General features: G+C 56.8%; 18 protein-coding genes, 1 tRNA gene and 2 pseudogenes. 13 read left to right on the top strand and 8 right to left on the bottom strand.

Annotation, left to right across the window (positions count from 1 at the left end; translation table 11 throughout):
- Positions 1 to 378 precede the first annotated feature (378 nt).
- The 4 genes from minE to CAter10_RS18645 form a co-directional block, all read right to left on the bottom strand.
- Positions 379 to 630, bottom strand: coding sequence for a cell division topological specificity factor MinE (gene minE / locus CAter10_RS18660; protein WP_038493233.1), 252 nt, complete (start codon positions 628 to 630; stop codon positions 379 to 381).
- Between the two features lies 1 nt (position 631).
- Positions 632 to 1,447 (bottom strand): septum site-determining protein MinD, encoded by an 816-nt coding sequence (minD, locus tag CAter10_RS18655; RefSeq protein ID WP_061535462.1) that lies wholly within the window; start codon positions 1,445 to 1,447, stop codon positions 632 to 634.
- Between the two features lie 127 nt (positions 1,448 to 1,574).
- Positions 1,575 to 2,264 (bottom strand): septum site-determining protein MinC, encoded by a 690-nt coding sequence (gene minC, locus CAter10_RS18650; protein WP_236905415.1) that lies wholly within the window; start codon positions 2,262 to 2,264, stop codon positions 1,575 to 1,577.
- Positions 2,265 to 2,577: 313 nt separating this feature from the next.
- A tRNA-Phe gene (locus CAter10_RS18645) sits at positions 2,578 to 2,653 on the bottom strand.
- Between the two features lie 210 nt (positions 2,654 to 2,863).
- On the opposite strand from CAter10_RS18645, the gene CAter10_RS18640 reads away from it, so the two are divergent.
- From CAter10_RS18640 to CAter10_RS18620, 5 genes and pseudogenes are all read left to right on the top strand, one after another.
- Positions 2,864 to 4,117, top strand: coding sequence for an FAD-dependent monooxygenase (locus tag CAter10_RS18640; RefSeq protein ID WP_082797988.1), 1,254 nt, complete (start codon positions 2,864 to 2,866; stop codon positions 4,115 to 4,117).
- 11 nt (positions 4,118 to 4,128) lie between these two features.
- Positions 4,129 to 4,850 (top strand): annotated as a pseudogene (locus CAter10_RS18635) (DsbC family protein).
- Positions 4,851 to 4,913: 63 nt separating this feature from the next.
- Positions 4,914 to 5,513 carry a nucleotidyltransferase family protein gene (locus tag CAter10_RS18630; protein ID WP_061534594.1) on the top strand — a complete coding sequence of 200 codons (600 nt, stop codon included), beginning with the start codon at positions 4,914 to 4,916 and terminating at the stop codon, positions 5,511 to 5,513.
- 140 nt (positions 5,514 to 5,653) lie between these two features.
- Positions 5,654 to 6,112, top strand: coding sequence for a DUF3429 domain-containing protein (locus CAter10_RS18625; protein WP_061534593.1), 459 nt, complete (start codon positions 5,654 to 5,656; stop codon positions 6,110 to 6,112).
- A 1-nt stretch (position 6,113) separates the two neighbouring features.
- Positions 6,114 to 7,967, top strand: coding sequence for a M61 family metallopeptidase (locus CAter10_RS18620; RefSeq protein WP_061534592.1), 1,854 nt, complete (start codon positions 6,114 to 6,116; stop codon positions 7,965 to 7,967).
- Between the two features lie 74 nt (positions 7,968 to 8,041).
- On the opposite strand, the gene CAter10_RS18615 is transcribed toward CAter10_RS18620, so the two are convergent.
- The gene (locus CAter10_RS18615; RefSeq protein WP_061534591.1) at positions 8,042 to 8,656 is read right to left on the bottom strand and encodes a UbiX family flavin prenyltransferase; all 615 of its coding nucleotides are present in this window, start codon (positions 8,654 to 8,656) and stop codon (positions 8,042 to 8,044) included.
- Positions 8,657 to 8,664: 8 nt separating this feature from the next.
- Positions 8,665 to 8,976 carry a Grx4 family monothiol glutaredoxin gene (gene grxD / locus CAter10_RS18610; protein ID WP_061534590.1) on the bottom strand — a complete coding sequence of 104 codons (312 nt, stop codon included), beginning with the start codon at positions 8,974 to 8,976 and terminating at the stop codon, positions 8,665 to 8,667.
- 311 nt (positions 8,977 to 9,287) lie between these two features.
- Between grxD and rplU the strand changes: the two genes are divergently transcribed.
- The 4 genes from rplU (at position 9,288) to proB (ending at position 12,530) form a co-directional block, all read left to right on the top strand.
- Entirely contained in the window at positions 9,288 to 9,599 is a 312-nt protein-coding gene (gene rplU, locus CAter10_RS18605; RefSeq protein ID WP_038493216.1) for a 50S ribosomal protein L21, read from the top strand.
- 38 nt (positions 9,600 to 9,637) lie between these two features.
- Positions 9,638 to 9,886 (top strand): 50S ribosomal protein L27, encoded by a 249-nt coding sequence (gene rpmA, locus CAter10_RS18600; protein WP_061534589.1) that lies wholly within the window; start codon positions 9,638 to 9,640, stop codon positions 9,884 to 9,886.
- Between the two features lie 291 nt (positions 9,887 to 10,177).
- Positions 10,178 to 11,287 (top strand): GTPase ObgE, encoded by a 1,110-nt coding sequence (obgE, locus tag CAter10_RS18595; protein WP_061534588.1) that lies wholly within the window; start codon positions 10,178 to 10,180, stop codon positions 11,285 to 11,287.
- A gap of 124 nt (positions 11,288 to 11,411) precedes the next feature.
- The gene (gene proB / locus CAter10_RS18590; RefSeq protein WP_061534587.1) at positions 11,412 to 12,530 is read left to right on the top strand and encodes a glutamate 5-kinase; all 1,119 of its coding nucleotides are present in this window, start codon (positions 11,412 to 11,414) and stop codon (positions 12,528 to 12,530) included.
- A 166-nt stretch (positions 12,531 to 12,696) separates the two neighbouring features.
- On the opposite strand, the gene CAter10_RS18585 is transcribed toward proB, so the two are convergent.
- Positions 12,697 to 13,179: a CNP1-like family protein gene (locus CAter10_RS18585; RefSeq protein ID WP_164840470.1), complete on the bottom strand. Its 483-nt coding sequence runs from the start codon at positions 13,177 to 13,179 to the stop codon at positions 12,697 to 12,699.
- Positions 13,180 to 13,244: 65 nt separating this feature from the next.
- Positions 13,245 to 13,820: an RNA pyrophosphohydrolase gene (locus CAter10_RS18580; RefSeq protein WP_061534585.1), complete on the bottom strand. Its 576-nt coding sequence runs from the start codon at positions 13,818 to 13,820 to the stop codon at positions 13,245 to 13,247.
- A 345-nt stretch (positions 13,821 to 14,165) separates the two neighbouring features.
- On the opposite strand from CAter10_RS18580, the gene CAter10_RS18575 reads away from it, so the two are divergent.
- From CAter10_RS18575 to CAter10_RS18560, 4 genes and pseudogenes are all read left to right on the top strand, one after another.
- Positions 14,166 to 15,902 carry a proline--tRNA ligase gene (locus tag CAter10_RS18575; RefSeq protein ID WP_061534584.1) on the top strand — a complete coding sequence of 579 codons (1,737 nt, stop codon included), beginning with the start codon at positions 14,166 to 14,168 and terminating at the stop codon, positions 15,900 to 15,902.
- A 167-nt stretch (positions 15,903 to 16,069) separates the two neighbouring features.
- Positions 16,070 to 16,675: a lytic transglycosylase domain-containing protein gene (locus CAter10_RS18570; protein WP_061534583.1), complete on the top strand. Its 606-nt coding sequence runs from the start codon at positions 16,070 to 16,072 to the stop codon at positions 16,673 to 16,675.
- Between the two features lie 320 nt (positions 16,676 to 16,995).
- Positions 16,996 to 18,440 (top strand): annotated as a pseudogene (locus tag CAter10_RS18565) (alkaline phosphatase).
- Positions 18,441 to 18,528: 88 nt separating this feature from the next.
- A complete protein-coding gene (locus CAter10_RS18560; protein WP_082797987.1) occupies positions 18,529 to 19,971 on the top strand; it encodes an alkaline phosphatase in 1,443 nt (480 codons plus the stop codon).
- Positions 19,972 to 20,046: the final 75 nt, after the last annotated feature.

Here is a 20,046-nt window from a genome sequence, read left to right as displayed (position 1 = left end):
TATTAATCTTATTGCCACATTGCTGTAGACAAATATTTTATTTTTTTCCAGCGCTTTCAGTTCGTCACAAAAAAATTAAAAAAACAATAAGCCATGTCGGCTGGATTTTGAATTGCCTTGGTCAGAGTGCTGCTCGGCGACGGGTTTGTCTTGGAGTGCTCTGGGCCCGCTGGAATACAGTGTATGACGGGATTTGTAAAATTCCACCTTTTGGGCGGCAGTAATGAAGGACGCCGATTCGAGTCAACGGATCAGCGTCAGTCCAAGGGGCAAGCATATCAATATTTCCTGCTAGATGCCCGCTACATTGCAATTGGCCGGCAGCAGCCGGTGAAATGGTGCAAAACGCGCCGGACCGGAGCCGGATTTCTGTTCTGGTTATGCGTCTGGCAACACAACGTTGACATCGAGCACTTCCAGATTGCCCTGGCGGTCCAGAGAAATCTTGATGTCGTCGGCATTTACCTTGGTGTATTTGGAAATCACCTCGATCAGCTCCTTGTGCAGCGCCGGCAGGAAGTCATGACCGCTGCGTCCGTTGCGCTCGCGGGCGATGATGATCTGCAGTCGCTCCTTGGCGGCCGATGCCGTCTTCGGCTTGCTGTTGAATAAGAACGAGAGCAATGCCATGTTATTTCCCTCCAAAGATGCGGTGCAGGAAACCCGGTTTCTCGTAGGAAGTGAAACGCAGGGTGACCTCTTCGCCGAGGAAGCGCGAGACGACGTCTTCGTAGGCTAATGCCACATCGCTGCCCTTGATGTGGATTGCCGGATTGCCCTGGTTAGAGGCGTGCAAGACGGATTCCGATTCAGGAATGATGCCGATCAACGGGATGCGCAGGATGTCCTGGACATCGGTATACGAGAGCATTTCGCCAGCTTCGACGCGTTTCGGTGAATAACGGGTGATCAGTAGATGTTCCTTGACCGGCTCTCCGCCATTTTGTGCGCGGCGCGACTTGGCCTGAATGATGCCAAGGATGCGGTCGGAATCGCGTACCGATGAGACTTCCGGGTTGGTCACCACGATCGCCTCATCGGCAAAGGTCAGCGCCATCACCGCACCGCGCTCGATGCCGGCCGGCGAATCACAGATGATGAATTCGAAATCCATCTTGATGAGATCGTTGAGGACAGCTTCGACGCCTTCTTCGGTCAGCGCATCCTTGTCGCGGGTTTGCGATGCGGGCAGGATGAACAGGTTGTCGCAATGCTTGTCCTTGATCAGGGCCTGGGTCAGCGTGGCTTCCTTGTTGACGACATTAATCAGGTCATATACGACGCGGCGCTCACAACCCATGATCAGGTCCAGGTTACGCAGGCCGACATCGAAATCGAGTACCGCAGTCTTGTGGCCGCGCATGGCCAGACCCGATGCAAAACTTGCGCTGGAGGTGGTCTTGCCAACTCCGCCTTTGCCGGACGTAACAACGATGATTTTTGCCACGAAGAGCTCCTTATACATTGAGGGGCAGGGTTTAAGAGCCACTGAAGCGCGGCGCATTGCACTATCCGTGCGGTCCCATCCTCAACTGATTAGATAAAAAATTAAAATTTTACGATGTCGAATTCGGTTAATTGCGTGATGCAGAATTGAGCGATAGTACGTCAATCCGGTCGCCGCTCAAGCGAATTTGTGCCGGCTGCCCCTTCTGTTCCGGCGGCAAGCCGTTTTCAAAGGTGCGATAAATGCCGGCAATCGATACCAGTTCTGCTTCCATGCTGGCCGCAAAAATACGCGCCGACGTGTCGCCGCTGGCGCCAGCCAGCGCCCGTCCGCGCAACGGCGCGTAGACGTGGATGCTGCCGTCGGCGATGATTTCGGCGCCATTGTTGACTGTCGCGGTGATCACCAGATCGGCGTCGCGTGCGTAAATGCGTTGCCCGGCGCGTATCGGCGTGTCGATGATCATGGTGCTGGCGGCAACTTTCTGTGCGACCGGGGCTGGCGCGGGAGCGGGCGCCGGCGCCGGCGCTTCCTGGCGAGCGACACTGACGTTGTCGATGCTGAGGCCGCTGGCGATGATGCCGGCCTCCATTTCGGCCGGCGCATTGCGTACCGCGACTGCATTCAATTGGTACTTCTTGAGCAGCCCGATCAATTGCGGCCAATCGATGCTGGTGCGGTCGGGTGGTAATCCGCTAACGTCAATGACGGCGAATTCGTTGTCGAAGAAATCGGCGACGCCGCCGGTCATTTCCTGGAGCGCTGCTTCCAAGGCCATCGGATCTGCATCGTGCAAGATGGCAGAGACGGCCACCACAGTTGCAATTTTTATTTCAATCGGCTTGCGGGATTTGTTTTGAGCATAAAGCAGCGAGGTGAATGGACGGGCCAACAAAACGGCAGAATGCACCGGCGAATTGGCTTATAGAGCGTCGATAGGGCAATTGGTTCGTTAAAAGATATGTTTAATATTGTCTTAGTTTGTGATCTTACCAAATCCCGGAGTGATAACAAAAAAAGCATTCCACAAGTGTGGCTTTCCTGCCGCCGGCATCGCGATTTACCCGTAGTTGAAATATGCTGCGCAAACGCAAAAAGGGCTTAGCCGAAGCTAAGCCCTTTTCTATTCTTGGTGGCCCGGGGCGGAATCGAACCACCGACACAAGGATTTTCAATCCTCTGCTCTACCGACTGAGCTACCAGGCCAAGGGACAGGAGTATAGCAAAACATTTTTGATTCGCAAAGCCCCTTGTTGAAACTTCTTAAAAAAACTTTGCGGCGCTCGATTTTCTTGTTCCGATTTCGCTCGCGCTGCGGCGTCATCACTATATATATATGCAGCCGTATTGTTTCGATAAGGCATGCTCGCAGTCGATTGACGGGGCCAGTGGAACTGTAGTCGCTATAATGTCGATATGAAAGATATCGGATCAATTGCGAAGAGCACCGGCGTCGCGCCGATGGCCACCCATCAATGCGATATATGCATCGTCGGCAATGGCGCCGTCGGCAAGGCGGCGGCGCTGGGCCTGGCGCAAGCTGGATTGCGCGTTGTCTTGCTGGGTATGTCAGCTGTGTCGACTGCGGCCGCACCGGGGCAGGCTTGGGACACGCGTGTGTACGCGTTGAATCACGTTGCGCGCAACCTGCTGTCGACGGTTAAGGTGTGGGATGCGCTGGATGCTGCGCGGGTAGCCGCGGTCGAAGCCATGGTGGTGAAAGGCGGCGCCGACAGTGCGGCCGGCCATCTGATGTTCGATGCTTACAGTGCGCATGTCGATGCACTGGCCTGGATTGTCGAAGACGGCAATCTTAATCAGGCGCTGGATGCTGCGCTCAAATTCTCGCCGAATCTGCAGTTGCTTGGCGGTCGTGCCAAAGCGCTTCAGGTCGATGCGACAGCGGCAATCCTGCAACTGGAATCGGGCGAGACCATTAGCGCGGCCCTGGTTGTGGGCGCCGACGGGGCGCAGTCGTGGGTGCGTAGCCAATGCGAGATCGGCATCGACTACCGTTCCTATCATCAGCGCGGCGTGGTTGCCAATTTCGCCTGTGAACTGCCGCATCATGGTGTCGCTTACCAATGGTTTACCGGAGGCGAAGGGATTGTCGCGCTGCTGCCGTTGCCCGGACAGCGGGTCTCGCTGGTGTGGTCGGCGCCGGATGCGCTGGCGCAGGCATTGATGGATGAGTCGCTGTCGCAGCTGGCCGTACGCCTGTCGTTGCTGACAACTGACACGCTGGGGCAATTGCAACCGCTGCAACCGGAGCTGGCGCAGGCATTTCCATTGTCGCTGCTGCGCACCCATGCGCTGGTGGCGCCGCGCGTTGCGCTGATCGGCGATGCCGGTCATGTCGTGCATCCGTTGGCTGGACATGGGATGAACCTGGGGTTTGGCGATGTCGCGGCCTTGGTCAAGGTGTTGTCCGAGCGCGGCGCGCATCGCGATTGCGGGGATGCCGGTGTTCTCGCTCGCTACGCTCGTATGCGCAAGGAAGAGATATTGTTGATGCAGGTGACGACCGATGGCCTGGAGCGGTTGTTCGGCGCCGATTTCGGCCCATTGCGTTGGTTGCGCAACGCCGGGTTGAACTTGCTGGACAAGATTCCTGTCTTAAAGAGACAACTGATGACTCACGCCCTGGGTCGTGCATTCGACAAAGAATAATTGGAAAAGTGATGAAAAAAATAAGCTTGCTGTTGGTGGCCGTTTTTGGTTTGTGGATGTCGGTCGCCGGCGCGGAAACCTTGCAAGAGGCTGCGGTCAAAAAAATGATAGAGCCGCAGCTGGGCGACGGCGTCAAGGTAGATTCGGTCACCAAGACGCCCTATGGTGGGTTATTTGAAGTACGGTCGGCAATGATATTTTTTATACCGATGCCGGCGCCAAGTACGTCTTTGTCGGCCGTGTGATGGATGCCAAAACTTCCCGCGACTATACGCGTGAACGGATCGATGATATCAACAAGGTCAAGTTCTCGGATTTGCCGCTGGACCTGGCAATGAAAAAAGTCAAAGGTAATGGCAAACGCGTGATCGCGGTGTTTGAAGATCCGAACTGCGGCTACTGCAAGCGCTTGCACAAGACCACGTTGCAAGAAGTCGACAACGTCACCATCTACACTTTCCTGTACAACATCCTGGCCGAAGACTCGGCTGTCAAGTCACGCAATGTCTGGTGCAGCGCGGACCAGGCCAAGGCCTGGACTGAGCTGATGGTCGACGGCAAGGCTGCGGCAGCGGCGTCGTCGGCATGTCAGGCCCCTAACGACAAGGTGCTGGCGCTCGGCCGGAAATTGAATGTCACTGGTACACCGACGATTATCTTTGCTGATGGTACGCGGGCGCCAGGCTGGATCGATGCCAAGGCCATGGAAGCCAAGTTTACGTCTCTGAAGTAGATTGCACTCGCTGCAGTGCCGGCGAGATTGATCAACCCGACATCCTTCTCTCCAACATCAACCATGAGCGGCCAACGATATCACGGGCAGATAGTAGGGCTGCTGTTGGCCGCCGGTCGCGGTCGGCGCTTCGATCCGAGCGGCGCGCTTAGCAAATTGCTGCAAATGCTGCCGGCGGCGCCTGGCCACACGGTGCTGGCAAGCGCAGCTCACCATCTGGCTGCCGCGCTGCCGACATGCATTGTGATGCGGGACCAGGCGCCAGAGCTGTTGGCGCAACTTGGCGATTGCGACTATGTGCATTGTGCCAACGCTGACGAAGGCATGGCGGCGTCGTTGGTATGCGGACTGCAGCACGCCAGCGACGCCGATGGCTGGGTGATTGCATTGGGTGATATGCCTTACGTGCAGAGCGCGACCATTGCGGCACTGGCTTTAGCACTGCGTCGCGGTGCCGACATCGCGGTGCCGGTCTATCAAGGCAGGCGCGGCAATCCGGTCGGATTCAGTCGACGGCATCTGCCGCGCTTGCTGACCTTGCGCGGCGATCAGGGTGCACGCGGCCTGCTGCAGTCGTTGCCTGTGGTGGAGGTGGTGGTAGGCGATCCCGGCATTCACCTGGATATCGATACCGTCTCCGATATACGACAATCGCCAGCCTGAAGCAATCAATCCGCCGGTCTTTTGCGCGCCATGTCACCGAGGCACAGGCCGAAAGCGAGCAATCCCGCTACACTATCGTCTTTTCGCGCAACGCGACGACGCCATGGGGGCGGCCGGCGGCGCTTATCGACATCCTCTTGATGAACCCACATTTCCTGAACAAACGTATTATTCATTTGCTTGGCTTTGCCGGATTGATCCCATTCGTGTTGCTGACTCTTGCCTGCTGGCTGGTTAGCCCCGACTGGCTGCACGAGTTCATTCGCGGCCAGTTGGCCTATGGTATTGCCGCGCTGTCCTTTCTGGGCGGTATCCATTGGGGGGCAGTGGTGCTGCGCGCCGACCTGTCGGCCGATCACACCAAACGGGCGCTGGCCTGGGGCGTGGTGCCAACCATCATCGCCTGGTTCTCAACCATGGCCGGAGGCTTCGGTTTTGCGCTGTTGATGGCCGGTTTCATCGCCGCCTATCAGGCTGACAAGCGGCTGTTTACCTGGTACGGCCTGCCGACCTGGTTTATTGAGCTGCGCTTCAAATTGACTTGCGTCGCGGTAGTGGCGCTGATGCTGACTGTAATTGCCGGCAACGTGCGAGGATAAGATGAAAAAGAATACTGGAAAATCCATTGGCAAGTCCGCCCAGCGTGGTCTGTCGTACAGCATCATCGCGGCCGATCCGGCGGCGCATCTGTTTGCCGTCACACTGCATATCGCCGAACCGTCCGCAGTCGGCCAGACCGTGGCCCTGCCGGCCTGGATTCCCGGTAGCTACATGATCCGTGAGTTCGCACGCAACATCGTGCAGATTCGCGCCGAATCGAACGGCCGCAAGATCGCACTCAAGAAGCTTGACAAGCATTCCTGGCAGGCGGCACCGTGCGAAGGGCCGCTGACCTTGCATTACCAGGTGTATGCCTGGGACCTTTCGGTGCGTGCTGCACATCTGGACCAGACCCACGGTTTCTTCAACGGCACCAGCGTCTTCCTGCGCGTGGTCGGCCAGGAAGACGCGCCGCATGTGGTCGATATCCAGCGTCCGCAGGGTGATGCGTTTGAAACCTGGCGCATCGCCACCGCGTTGCCGACGTTGAAGGCCAAGCGCGGCTCCTTCGGTACTTATGTCGCCGCCAATTACGATGAGCTGATTGATCATCCGGTCGAGATGGGTAATTTCCAGCTGGCCAGCTTCAAGGCGCATGGCGTCCCGCATGAGATCGCGATTACCGGAAACGTGCCGAATCTGGATATCGCGCGTCTGAGTGCGGACCTGAAAAAGATCTGCGAAACCCAGATCGCCTTTTTCGAACCGGCCGGTAGCAAGTTCGCCAAGCGCGCGCCGATGCAACGCTATGTATTCCTGACGCTGGCAGTCGGCGATGGTTACGGCGGACTCGAACATCGCGCGTCGACCGCATTGATCTGCGCGCGCGCAGATCTGCCGGTCAAGGGGAAGCCGGAAATGAGCGACGGTTACCGTACTTTCCTGGGTTTGTGCAGCCATGAATATTTCCACACCTGGAACGTCAAGCGCATCAAGCCGGCCGCGTTTGCACCGTACGACCTGCAGGTGGAAAATTACACGCCGTTGCTGTGGCTGTTCGAAGGCTTCACCAGTTACTACGATGACCTGATGCTGCTGCGCAGCGGCTTGATCGACCAGTCGGCGTACTTCAAGCTGATTGAAAAAACCGTCAATGGCGTGCTGCTCGGCAGCGGCCGCCACAAGCAAAGCGTGGCCGATTCTAGCTTCGATGCCTGGGTCAAATATTATCGCCAGGATGAAAACGCGCCGAATGCGATCGTCAGCTATTACACCAAGGGTTCGCTGGTGGCATTGGCGCTGGACTTGACCATCCGCACCGAAACCAAGGGCCGCAAATCGCTGGACGATGTGATGCGCGCTTTGTGGCAGCGATATGGCCGCGATTTCTATGCCGATAATGCGCTGAGCGGACGCGGCGTTAGCGAAGCTGCGGTAGAGGCCTTGTTCGATGAAGTCACCGGGCTCAAGCTGAAGCGTTTCTTTGATCGTTATGTGCGCGCTACTGATGATCTGCCGCTGGCCAAGTTGCTGGCACCGACGGGCATCGTGCTGACCGACCGACGCAAGCCGGGCAAGCCTTCGCTGAGTGTGCGTACTGCGCAAAGTGGCGGCGATTGCAGGTTGGCGAACGTATACGAAGGTGGCGCTGCGCATCGCGCCGGCTTGTCGGCCGGCGATGTGCTGGTCGCACTCGAAGGCATACGGGTGTCGAATAACCTCGATACGCTGCTGGCTCGTTACCGGGTCGGCGACAGTGTGACGATCCACGCCTTCCGGCGCGATGAGCTGCTGACGTTTAGCGTCCGCCTGCTGGCAGATGCTGCGCCACAGATTGCCATGGATGCGGAACTCAAGCCGGCCGTTGGTGCGGCCATGCGTAGCGCGTGGTTGAGCGGGCGTAGCGCACGCTGATCGTTACCGGAATGGATTGAAGAAGTTGATGCAACAAGTAGGGCCGGAGCAGTTTGTCCGGCCCTTTTTAATATTTAATCGGCTTTCATGCCTTGCCAGCGCGGCGTTAGCGTGTGCTGGATGGCGAACAGATCCAGCACGCGCCCCAGTGTGTGATCTACCATCTCGGCGATGCTTTGCGGGCGATGGTAAAAGCCGGGCAGCGGCGGGAAGATGATGCCGCCCATTTCGGTGACGCTGGTCATGTTGCGCAGATGCGCCAGGTTGAACGGCGTTTCGCGCACCATCAGCACCAGCCGTCGGCGTTCTTTCAGGACCACGTCGGCGGCACGCGCGATCAGGTTGTCGGACAGGCCGTTGGCGACCGAAGCCAGGGTTTTCATCGAGCAGGGCGCAATGATCATGCCCTCCGATTGGAACGAGCCGCTGGCGATGGCGGCGCCGACATCGCGCACGTTGTGTACCACATGCGCCAGTGCTTCTACCTGCTTGCGGCGCATGTCTAGCTCTTGATGCAGATTCAGGACGCCGGCGTCGGAAATCATCAGATGGGTTTCGACACCGGGAAGGTCGCGCAGCAGCTGCAGCAGCCGCACGCCATAGATGACGCCGGTGGCGCCGGTGATGCCGACAATCAGGCGGCGCGGCGGTTGGCCGACGTCGGCTGGCTGGCGGCTGGAAGAGACCACTGGCGGTCTCAGCCCTTCAACAAGGTTTGCAGTTCGCCGGATTCGAACATCTCATTCATGATGTCAGAGCCGCCGACGAATTCGCCTTTGACGTAGAGTTGCGGGATGGTAGGCCAGTTGGAGTAATCCTTGATGCCTTGGCGCACGACCGGGTCTTCCAGCACATTGATGGTGACGATGTTTTCAGCGCCGCTGGTTTTCAACAACTGGATGGCGCGGCCGGAAAAGCCGCATTGTGGAAATTGCGCGGTTCCCTTCATGAACAGCACGACCGGGTTGCTGGTCACGGTTTCCTTGATCCACGCTTGTACATCGCTCATGGCAATACCTTAAAAAGTTTCAGAATACCGCCATTATATGAAAAAGACGCTTCTGCTGCTGGACAGACTCTGCTTGGTAAGTGTCTGAATGACAATGTTTGTCGACAGTTGCCGAGTGGCAGCGTAAAAGTGTGGCGTAATTCGCACTTGTCAAGAGATTTTGACGAAAGTGCCGAGTCCATGTACAATCTCAGGTTCTCCCGATTCCGCCCAGCAATTTAGCGTTTGTTCATTGCTGAAGTTTGTTTGTTGATGGCGGTTAAGGACAGAAATTTTTTTAATAGTCTTCAATCATTTCGATGAGGTTTCATATGTACGCGGTCATAAAAACCGGTGGCAAACAATATAAGATTGTTGCCGGCGAAAAACTCAAAATAGAACAGATACCTGCAGACATTGGCACCGAACTCACTATTGATCAAGTGCTCGCAGTTGGCGCTGGTGACACCATTAAGTTTGGTGCACCGCTGGTCGAAGGTGCAACGGTGTCGGTTAAGGTATTGGCGCAAGGTCGCCACGATAAAGTCAAGATCTTCAAAATGCGTCGTCGTAAGCATTATCAGAAGCATCAAGGCCATCGTCAAAATTACACCGAAATTCAAATCGTTTCGATCAACGCTTAATAGTGTCGATTGACTTAACTAGATACCAGGAGTTTTAAATGGCACATAAAAAAGGCGGCGGCACTACGCGCAACGGCCGTGACTCAGAGTCAAAGCGACTTGGCGTCAAGGTCTACGGTGGCCAAGCGATCAACGCTGGCGGCATCATCATTCGTCAACGCGGCACTAAGACGCATCCAGGCGAAAATGTTGGCATGGGCAAGGATCACACCCTGTTCGCACTGATCGACGGCAAAGTACAATTCGTAACCAAGGCGCTACCCAGCGCAACTACGTTACTGTCGTAGCAGCTTAAGCAATACCCTAAGCGTCGACAAAAGCAGGGCCGCTGGCCTTGCTGCGAAAGGCTCTGCCGCTGGTAGAGCCTTTTTAGTTTCTGGTCGTAAAACACTGCTCAAACAGCAAGGAACGCGCGGCGAGTGACGTATGTGACATATCGCGGCAGCGGATTGCATCTGGCAGGGTTGTTGCAATTGCAATGTCGGCCAGCGTCTTCGCTGCAACAATGCACAAAAATCGGTAAAGTTACCTGTGCATTTCAATAAGAATTTAACCTCCAACCTCATTAGGACCTTCGAATGAAGTTTATAGATGAAGCAAAAATCGAAGTCATTGCCGGCGATGGCGGCAATGGGGTTGCGAGTTTTTGCCGTGAAAAATTCCGCCCGTTTGGCGGCCCGGACGGTGGTGATGGCGGCGTAGGCGGCAGCATCTGGGCCGTTGCCGACCGTAACATCAACACCCTGGTCGACTATCGCTTCTCCAAGATGCATCGCGCCGGTCGTGGCGAAAACGGTCGCGGCTCGGATTGCTACGGCAAGGGCGCCGACGATATCAAGCTGCGCATGCCGGTCGGTACGCTGATTGTCGACATCAACACCGGCGAAGCGATTGCCGACCTGACCGACCACGGCCAGGAAGTGTTGCTGGCCAAGGGCGGCGAGGGCGGCTGGGGCAACATCCACTTCAAGTCCTCGACCAACCGTGCGCCGCGCCAGAAAAGCGATGGCAAGGAAGGCGAACGCCGCGAATTGCGCCTGGAATTGAAAGTGCTGGCCGACGTCGGCCTGCTGGGTCAGCCGAACGCCGGCAAGTCGACCTTCATTACGGCGGTGTCGAATGCCCGTCCGAAGATCGCCGATTATCCATTCACCACCTTGCATCCGAATCTGGGCGTGGTCCGCGTCAGTCACGAAAAGAGTTTTGTGATCGCCGATATCCCGGGCCTGATTGAAGGCGCGGCGGAAGGTGCCGGGCTGGGTATCCAGTTCCTGAAACATTTGCAGCGTACCGGTTTGCTGTTGCACATTGTCGATCTGGCGCCGTTCGAAGACACTGTTGATCCGGTCAAGGAAGCCAAGGCGATCGTCAAGGAATTGAAGAAATACGATCAATCGTTGTTCGACAAGCCGCGTTGGCTGGTGCTGAACAAGATCGACGTGATTCCGGAAGGTGAACGCGCCAAGCGCGTGAAGGACTTCATCAAGCGTTTCGGCTGGAAAGGCCCGGTATTTGAAATTTCGGCGCTGAACCGCGACGGTTGCCAGGAACTGGTCACTGAAATATATGGTTACCTGGCAGAGAAGCGTCAACAGGAAACTCGCTCGGAAGAGACGCATATGGTGGCGGAAGCGCAAGCCATCCTGTCGATCGATCCGGACGATCCTCGTTTCAAGATACTGGATTAAACAAGTATCCAAAGACCGATGTCGCAGCGGCGATACACACTGGTTGCCGCGCGCCGACATCGGCCTTATCCTTGCCTCCCACCTAGTCTTGCATGAGCCGTCGCCGCGGCCGCGATAGATAACTATGAATTCCGTCATTCAGAACGCCAAGCGCATCATCATCAAAGTTGGATCTTCCCTGGTGACCAACGATGGCAAAGGTCTCGATGCAGGCGCCATTGCCAAATGGGCGACGCAAATTGCCGAATTGCGGGCGATGGGCAAGGAAGTCGTGCTGGTCAGTTCCGGCGCCGTGGCCGAGGGTATGCAGCGGCTCGGGTTCGACAAGCGTCCAACCAGCATCGACGAATTGCAGGCCTGCGCCGCTGTGGGCCAAATGGGATTGGCGCAAATCTACGAAACCAGTTTCCGCGCCCACAATCTGCGCACCGCCCAAGTTTTGCTGACACATGCCGACTTGGCTGATCGCGAACGCTACCTGAATGCTCGATCAACATTGTTTACGCTGCTGCGTTTTGGCGTGGTGCCGATCATCAATGAGAATGACACCGTGGTCACCGATGAAATCAAGTTCGGCGACAACGATACGCTGGGCGCGCTGGTCGCCAACCTGATCGAAGGCGATGCGCTGATCATCCTGACCGACCAGAAAGGCCTGTACACCGCCGATCCGCGCAAGGTTCCCGAGGCCGAGTTCGTGCACGAAGCGAAGGCCGGTGACCCGGCGTTGGAAGTGATGGCAGGCGACGCCGGCACCAGCATCGGCCGTGGCGGCATGATTACCAAGATACTGGCCGCCAAGCGTGCCGCAACGTCAGGCGCACATACGGTGATTGCATGGGGGCGGGAAGATGCCGTATTGACTCGCCTGGCCGGCGGCGAAGCAATCGGTACGCAATTGACCGCGCAAACCGCGCAGCTTACCGCACGAAAGCAATGGATGGCGGATCATCTGAAAACCGCCGGCAAGGTAGTCCTTGACGCCGGCGCAGTGCAAAAGCTGAGTCACGAAGGGAAATCCCTGTTGCCGATCGGCGTCACCAGCGTGTCGGGCGAATTCGGCCGCGGCGACGTCATCACCTGCACCGATATCGATGGCCGTGCGATAGCGCGTGGCATCAGCAACTACACCAGTTCCGAAGCACGCCGCATCATGCGTCACCCATCCTCTGAAATCCAGTCTATCCTGGGTTTTGTCGAGGAATCGGAGCTGATTCATCGCGATAACATGGTCCTGCTGTAATCCCGAACTTGGGCTGGGCGCAAGTGTTTGCCCTGAAAACAAAAAACGGCTCCGCATCATGCAGGAGCCGTTTTCATTTGGGGTAAAGGGCGGGATGATCAGCTGCCTGGCTTGATCGGACGATTGTTGCGAATCCTGCCGCGTATTTCGTCGACTTTGCCGGCGATCATGCCATCCTGGCACAGATAGTCTTTGCGAGCGCCGCGTGCTGCCGGTTGCCGGATGATTCACTGATCTGTTTCCAGCCGCTCAAACGCGCCCGCGACCAGCTGCCGTCCTTCTGGCCGAACGCATACAGCTTGTTTTCATAAGTCTGGCAGCGGATGCCTTCATAGCTGATATTTTCAGCGCCGGCCTGACTCTTGCTCACCATGGTATAGCGGACCACGCCATCGGCGCCGGCCGTAATCGAACTGAGATCGATGAAGAAATTCATGGTGGCAGTCGGGCTGACGTAGAACGACACCAGGTTAGCCGCCTGTGGCGCCGGCGGGATTTCGGTTTTGACTTCCTGCCAGGATTTGCCGTCGTCGTCGAAATCTTCATCGGACAAGCCGGAACCAGGCGTCGACACAGCGCTTGGATAGAACGGATCGCTGGCGGCATGCACCTGCGCCGCAGGACCCAGCAACATCAGACTGGCTGCCAAGAGCTGCGATATTTTCCTGGTAGTGCAGGGAATGCGGAAAGCAAAATCAAAAGCCATGGAAACACTCACTTTTTTTCGGGATCGGCATTGGCCGGATTGGGTGGGTTTGATGCACGCGGCCCGTGGCCAGTGCGCAAATGACGGGCATGATGCGGGGTGGCTTGCGCCGGCCGGGTCAGGAAACGCGACAATTCCTGCAATGCGCGCTGGTACACATCACGCTTGAATTCGATCACGACGTCGAGCGGCACCCAATAGTCATGCCAGCGCCATGCATCGAACTCAGGATGTTCAGTCAGGCGCAGATTGACATCGCAATCGCGGCCTACCATGCGCAGCAAAAACCAGATCTGTTTCTGGCCGCGATAATGGCCACGCACGTCGCGCTTGATGAAATGATCGGGCACCTCATAGCGCAGCCAGTCGCGAGTGCGGCCGATGATCTTGACATGTTCCGCTTTTAGCCCGATTTCTTCTTCGAGCTCGCGAAACATGGCCTGCTCCGGCGTTTCACCATATTTGATGCCGCCCTGTGGAAATTGCCACGAGTGTTCACGCACGCGCTTGCCCCACCAGACTTCATTCTGGGTATTGAGCAAGATAATGCCGACGTTCGGGCGAAAGCCTTCACGGTCAAGCATGTTGTTACCTCAAAACTTTCTGCGGCCGGACGGTCCTCATGCCAAAATATCAATTATTGCGAAATCTTCGCCGTTGCAGAATGGAGCCCATGAACCGCCAGGCAAGCCTCGCGGCAAGTTGCTCCATCTTTCCAACAAACTTATCAACTCCAGCACAGGGGTCATCAGCCATAGAAGCCCGGCGAATTCCGCTGTCCTTCATTAATTAGATACGCAATTAGCCCCGGCCGGTAGTGATAATGGCCAGAACATCAATCAATTGTGCAAAGAGTGGGCGCATCAGCCAGCTAATCCTTTAAAATTGAGTTGATTATAACCCTCTCTTTTTAAAAAGAATTCATCGTTATGCGCGCCTCCCGTTTTTTTATTTCCACGCTCAAAGAAGCTCCATCCGACGCTGAAATCGTCAGCCACAAACTGATGATGCGTGCCGGCATGATCAAACGCCTGGGTTCGGGTATCTATACTTACATGCCGATCGGCTTGCGTGTGATCCGCAAGGTCGAGAACATCGTGCGCGAAGAGATGAACCGCTCTGGCGCGGTTGAGTTGCTGATGCCGGTAGTGCAGCCGGCCGAACTGTGGCAGGAAACCGGGCGCTGGCAGAAGTATGGCGCCGAACTGATGCGCGTCAAGGATCGCCACGGCCGCGATTTCATTATCCAGCCGACTTCGGAAGAAGTGATTACTGACATCGCCCGCACCGAATTGCGTTCCTATCGCAAGCTGCCGGTGAATTTTTACCATATCCAGACTAAATTCCGCGACGAGCGCCGTCCGCGTTTCGGCCTGATGCGCGGGCGCGAATTCACGATGAAGGATGCCTATTCGTTCGATCGCGACCTGGATGGCCTGAAGCAGTCCTATCAAGTGATGTACGACGCTTACACGCGCATTTTTCAGCGCTTTGGCCTGCAATTCCGTGCAGTGGCAGCCGATAACGGCGCCATCGGCGGTACCGGCTCGCATGAATTCCATGTGATCGCGGCTACCGGCGAAGACGCCATCGTGTATTGCCCAACATCCGAATACGCGGCGAATATGGAAGCGGCGGAATCGCTGCCATTGAATCCGACCCGCGCTGTGGCGAGCGAAGCGCTGGTCAAGACGCCGACGCCGGGCAAGGCCAAATGCGAAGCGGTTGCCGAGTTGCTGCAATTGCCGCTGGCGCGGACCATCAAGTCGATCGTCCTGACGGTCGAGAAAGAGGCATCCGACAAGGAGCCGGCGAGCAAGGAAGTCTGGCTGCTGATGTTGCGCGGTGACCATGAGCTGAATGAAATCAAGGCCAACAAGGTGCCTGGTCTGGAGGGCTATCGCTTCGCTACCGAGCAGGAAATCGTCGAGTATTTCGGCACGCCGCCTGGTTATCTGGGGCCGCTCAATACCAAGAAGCCAGTCAAGGTGGTGGCCGATGTCACGGTCGCCAATATGCATGATTTCGTCGTCGGCGCCAACGAAGTGGATTTCCACTACACCGGCGTCAACTGGGGCCGGGACTTGCCGGAACCGCTGGTATTTGACATCCGTAATGTGGTCGAGGGCGATCCTTCGCCGGACGGCAAGGGTGTGCTGGCGATTCAGCGCGGCATCGAAGTCGGCCACGTGTTCCAGTTGGGCACCGCCTATTCGGAAGCAATGAAAGCCACTTACCTGGACGAAAACGGCAAGCCGCAATTGCTGCAGATGGGCTGCTACGGGATCGGCATCACCCGCATCCTGGGCGCGGCGATCGAACAGAATTTCGACGACAAAGGCATCATCTGGCCGCTCTCGATCGCGCCGTTTGAAGTGGTGCTGTGCCCAATGGGCTACGACCGCAGCGAGGCCGTCAAGGCCGAGACCGACAAGCTGTACGAGGAACTCCAGGCTGCCGGTGTTGACGTCATCCTGGACGACCGCGGCGAGCGCCCGGGCGCGATGTTTGCCGACTGGGAACTGATCGGCGTGCCACATCGTGTCGTGATCGGCGACCGTGGTTTGAAGGATGGCCAGCTGGAATACCAGGGGCGACGTGATACCGAAGCCACTACCGTACCGCTGACCGAAATGACGGCATTCATCAAGGCGCGTCTGGCATAGCATTTTGATAAACAGGAAATGTAGGTAAAGTTTCCTAAAAACAACGAAAATGGCGGCGAGGTAGTTTCTCCCGCCATTTTCTTTGTATACTCCTGACAAAATAAATAGTTGTTACCAGGGAGTATCGCTTGCGTTTGCCTAATTGTTTTTTTCTTGGCTTGTTGTCAATGTTGTTGCTGTTTGGCAGCGTGGCGCATGCCGGCAATCAAAAAGAAGAAGAGTTGGCAGACTCGGTACGTGTCGCCCTGTCGCGCGCCATCAACGATGCGCGCCCGCCGAAACCCAAGTTTTCCGATATCGACCAGCGCATCCAGTACCTGTACTGGCTCGGCGAAATGTCCGAGCGCCTGAAGAAGAAATTGCCGGATTCGCAGATGCGCATCGAGTTCCTGGAAACTGCCTGGTACGAAGCCAAGCGCGCCGGTCTCGATCCAGGCATGGTGCTGGGCCTGATCCAGGTTGAATCGGCGTTTCGCAAATATGCGCTGTCGAGCGTCAGCGCCCACGGCTACATGCAGGTCATGCCATTCTGGACCCGCGTGATCGGCGATGCCGATCGCGGCAAGCTGTTCGATATGCAAACCAACTTGCGTTATGGCTGCTCGATCTTGCGCATGTATATCGACATGGAAAAGGGTAATCTCTATCTCGCGCTAGGCCGTTATAACGGCAGCCGTGGCCGTCCTGAATATCCGAACGCGGTGCTCGCCGCCTGGAAGCGCTGGGAGTACAAGGACGAGTTACCGATCCACGCTGTTTCTGCACGCCAGTAATTTCCTCGCAACATTCTCATCGCGTGGGCAATATTGTCCACGCCAGATCTAACGCAAATCAATCATCTGACGAAACGCGTGCCCTGGATTTTTCTGGGGTCGTGTGGGTGCGGGCGCCAGTCTTCCATCTTGCTGCGTCATTGGCGCAATTGCTTTCGCTGTTCTCGGCGCGATAGCTGTTTCTCTTATCTCCAACTTTCGCTGACTTCCATCTCACGCTGAAAAAAACCTTTTTCGTCATCGCCCTGTAACAAGCACCGGTTACAGTTGTAACAAATGTTACAACTACTTACATATTTTATCGATAACGCGGAGGGGTAATGAAATTAAGTATTCTGATTGCTGGCGCCTTGGCATCCATGGCGCTGACTGCGTGCAGCGGCTCCAGCAGCACGCATGCGGACGCGCCGATTGAGCGGCCTGAGACGAAGCCGGTCGGCAAGAACGTGATTTTTTTCCTGGGCGATGGCATGGGCATCGCCACGATGACCGCGGCTCGCATTTACAAGGTTGGCGAAGAGGGCGACCTGACGATCGACACCTTGCCGGAAACCGGCTTTGTCACGACCTATTCAAACGATGCGCAGGTCACCGACAGCGCACCGTCGATGGCAGCCTACATGACCGGCGTCAAAGCCAACAATGAAGTGATTTCGATGTCGGCTAACACCAGTGCCCGTGACGCCAGCGGCAAGGGCTACGTCAACGGCGCCGACAGCACCTGCCCGAGCGGCAACGGCACACCGGTCGATACGCTGCTGGAACTCATGAAAGCGCGCGGTTACAGCACCGGCGTCGTGACGACCACGCGGATCACGCATGCGACACCGGCCGCCACCTATTCGCATATCTGTCATCGCGACGGCGAGAACAACATCGCCGCGCAACTGACACCGAAGGGTGCCGGGTTCAACAGCAAGCTGAGCGACGGCGTCGACGTGATTTTCGGCGGCGGCCGCCGGCATTTCCTGCCGAAGACCGATGCCGACAGCAAGCGCACCGATGGTCGCGACCTGGTGGCCGAATTCAAGGCTGCCGGCTACACCTATGCCAGCAATTTCTCCGAGTTCGACAAGATCGGCACTTCCACTGCGAAGGTGGTCGGTCTGTTCAACAAGGATCACATGACCTACGACCTGGATCGCGATGCCGGCAAGGAGCCGAGCCTGGCGCAAATGACTGCCAAGTCGATCGATCTGCTGAACAACAAGAAGAGCGGTTTCTTCCTGATGGTCGAAGGCGGCCGCATCGATCACGCACTGCACGCCACCAACGCGCGCCGTGCGTTGCAGGAAACCGTGGCATTCGATGATGCGATCAAGGTCGCGCTCGACAAGATGCAGCAAGTCGATCCGGGCTTGAAAAATACCCTGATCGTAGTTACCGCCGACCATGACCATTCGATCCTATTGAATGGTTACGCCAAACGCACCGGCAAGACCACCGCGAGCGAGCCGGGCGTGCTCGGCCTGGTGAAGAACGTGCTGACAGGTCAGCCTGAACGCGACATCAACAACAATCCTTATACCGTGATCGGCTTTGGCAACGGCCCGAATCATCTGGCTACACGCGGCGCCTTGTCCGACATGCAAGTGGCTGACAAAGACTACATGCAGGAAGCAGTAGTGCCAACCGAAGCAGGCGGCGAAACCCACGGCGGCACCAACGTCTTTATCGGAGCGCAAGGCTTGGGTGCGGAAATATCCGCGGCGTCCTCGATAACACCGAGGTATTCGGCCTGGTGAAGAAAGCCGTCGGCCTGTGATGCCCGTTCTCAACTGGCTGAGCGCAGGTTGAGAGGCAATCGAGGCGAATTGAGAAGCAGTCGATCAGATCAAGTACAAGGGATAGACATGAAGATCATCAAGCAACAGAAACAGCAAATCAGCCAGCGCGCCTATCGTTGCGCGACGGTGTGCGTATTGTCCGCACTCTCGGCACTGGCGGCCGGCAATGTGGTGGCCGCCGATGCGGTCGCGGCCAAGGCAAAGAACGTCATTTTCTTCCTGGGCGACGGCATGGGCCCGGTGACGGTGACAGCGGCGCGTATCTACGGCCACGGCGAATCCGGTCGCCTGACGATGGAAACGCTGACGCGCACGGCGCGCGTCAAGACCTTCTCCCTGGATGCCCAGACCACCGACAGCGCACCGTCGATGGCGGCTTACATGACCGGCGTAAAAATGAAGAACGACGTGATTTCGATGTCGTCCGACACCAATCCTTACGACGCCAACGGCAAGCCATACCAGAACAATGCTGACTCCACTTGCGTGGCAGGCAATGGCCAGGCAGTACAGACCTTACTGGAGTTGTCGAAGGGTGCCGGCAAGGCGGTTGGGGCGGTCAGTACCACGCGCATCAGCCATGCGACGCCGGCGGCTACTTACGCCCACGTCTGCAACCGTGACGCCTACAACACCATCACCGAACAGGTGACACCGGGTGCCCCGGGTTATAACATCGCATTGAAGGATGGCGTCGACGTGTTGCTGGGTGGAGGCTTGCGTCATTTCTTGCCGAAGTCGAATCCGGCCAGCAAGCGCAACGATAATCTCGATCCGCTGAGTATGTTCAAGGCAGCAGGTTATACCTACGTTGCCAAGGGTTCAGAACTGAAGAACGTCAATCCCGCCAATGTCAGCAAATTGCTTGGCTTGTTCACCGCCAGCGACATGGATTACGAACTAGACCGAGTCAAGAAAAAGCTGGATCAGCCGAGCCTGGCAGAGATGACCGAGAAAGCCATCGGCGTTCTGAAGAAAAATCCGAACGGCTATTTCCTGATGGTTGAAGGCGGCCGCATCGACCACGCATTGCACGGCACCAATGCCAAGCGCGCGCTGGAAGATACCTTAGCGTTCGATGCCGCAATCAAGAAGGCGCTGGAACTGGTCGACTTGAAAGACACCTTGATCGTCGTCACCGCCGATCATGATCACGCGATGGGGTTCAATGGTTATCCGAAACGTGGCAATCCGATTCTTGGTAAGGTCGCCAATTACTACGACGGCAAGCTGGCGCTGGCAACTGATGGCAAGCCGTACACCACGTTGGTGTTTGGTAACGGCAGCGCGCCGCGTCGGCCGGAAGATGCAGATCTGACCAATGTCGACACCGAAGGTGATGACTATCTGCAGCAGGTCGGCGTGCGTTTTGCCGGGTCGCCGGGATCGGAAACGCATGGCGGCGGCGATGTGATGCTGTTTTCTGCAGGTGCCGGCAGCGACAATTTCAAGGGCACATTTGAGAACATCAAGGTATTCGGCAAGGTAAAAAGTGCGCTTGGCTTGTGACGTAATTGAATAAGCCAGGTGCATCGCATTGCGGATTGCCGGTTCGCCGGCCACGGCCGCAATGCAGGTGTTCCT

Origin of the sequence: Collimonas arenae (assembly GCF_001584165.1) — a bacterium.
Taxonomy (GTDB): Bacteria; Pseudomonadota; Gammaproteobacteria; order Burkholderiales; family Burkholderiaceae_D; genus Collimonas; species Collimonas arenae.
The sequence above is the reverse complement of the archived record's forward strand: the minus strand, read 5'-3'. Positions and strand labels throughout refer to the sequence as shown.

Bases quoted from the DNA above. Each gene is read 5' to 3' on its own strand.
- obgE (WP_061534588.1), top strand. From the start codon at position 10,178: ATGAAGTTTATAGATGAAGCAAAAATCGAAGTCATTGCCGGCGATGGC.
- CAter10_RS18625 (WP_061534593.1), top strand. From the start codon at position 5,654: ATGAACCCACATTTCCTGAACAAACGTATTATTCATTTGCTTGGCTTT.
- CAter10_RS18560 (WP_082797987.1), top strand. From the start codon at position 18,529: ATGAAGATCATCAAGCAACAGAAACAGCAAATCAGCCAGCGCGCCTAT.
- CAter10_RS18570 (WP_061534583.1), top strand. From the start codon at position 16,070: ATGTTGTTGCTGTTTGGCAGCGTGGCGCATGCCGGCAATCAAAAAGAA.
- CAter10_RS18630 (WP_061534594.1), top strand. From the start codon at position 4,914: ATGAGCGGCCAACGATATCACGGGCAGATAGTAGGGCTGCTGTTGGCC.
- proB (WP_061534587.1), top strand. From the start codon at position 11,412: ATGAATTCCGTCATTCAGAACGCCAAGCGCATCATCATCAAAGTTGGA.
- grxD (WP_061534590.1), bottom strand. From the start codon at position 8,976: ATGAGCGATGTACAAGCGTGGATCAAGGAAACCGTGACCAGCAACCCG.
- CAter10_RS18575 (WP_061534584.1), top strand. From the start codon at position 14,166: ATGCGCGCCTCCCGTTTTTTTATTTCCACGCTCAAAGAAGCTCCATCC.
- rplU (WP_038493216.1), top strand. From the start codon at position 9,288: ATGTACGCGGTCATAAAAACCGGTGGCAAACAATATAAGATTGTTGCC.
- CAter10_RS18640 (WP_082797988.1), top strand. From the start codon at position 2,864: ATGAAAGATATCGGATCAATTGCGAAGAGCACCGGCGTCGCGCCGATG.
- rpmA (WP_061534589.1), top strand. From the start codon at position 9,638: ATGGCACATAAAAAAGGCGGCGGCACTACGCGCAACGGCCGTGACTCA.
- CAter10_RS18620 (WP_061534592.1), top strand. From the start codon at position 6,114: ATGAAAAAGAATACTGGAAAATCCATTGGCAAGTCCGCCCAGCGTGGT.
- minE (WP_038493233.1), bottom strand. From the start codon at position 630: ATGGCATTGCTCTCGTTCTTATTCAACAGCAAGCCGAAGACGGCATCG.
- CAter10_RS18580 (WP_061534585.1), bottom strand. From the start codon at position 13,820: ATGCTTGACCGTGAAGGCTTTCGCCCGAACGTCGGCATTATCTTGCTC.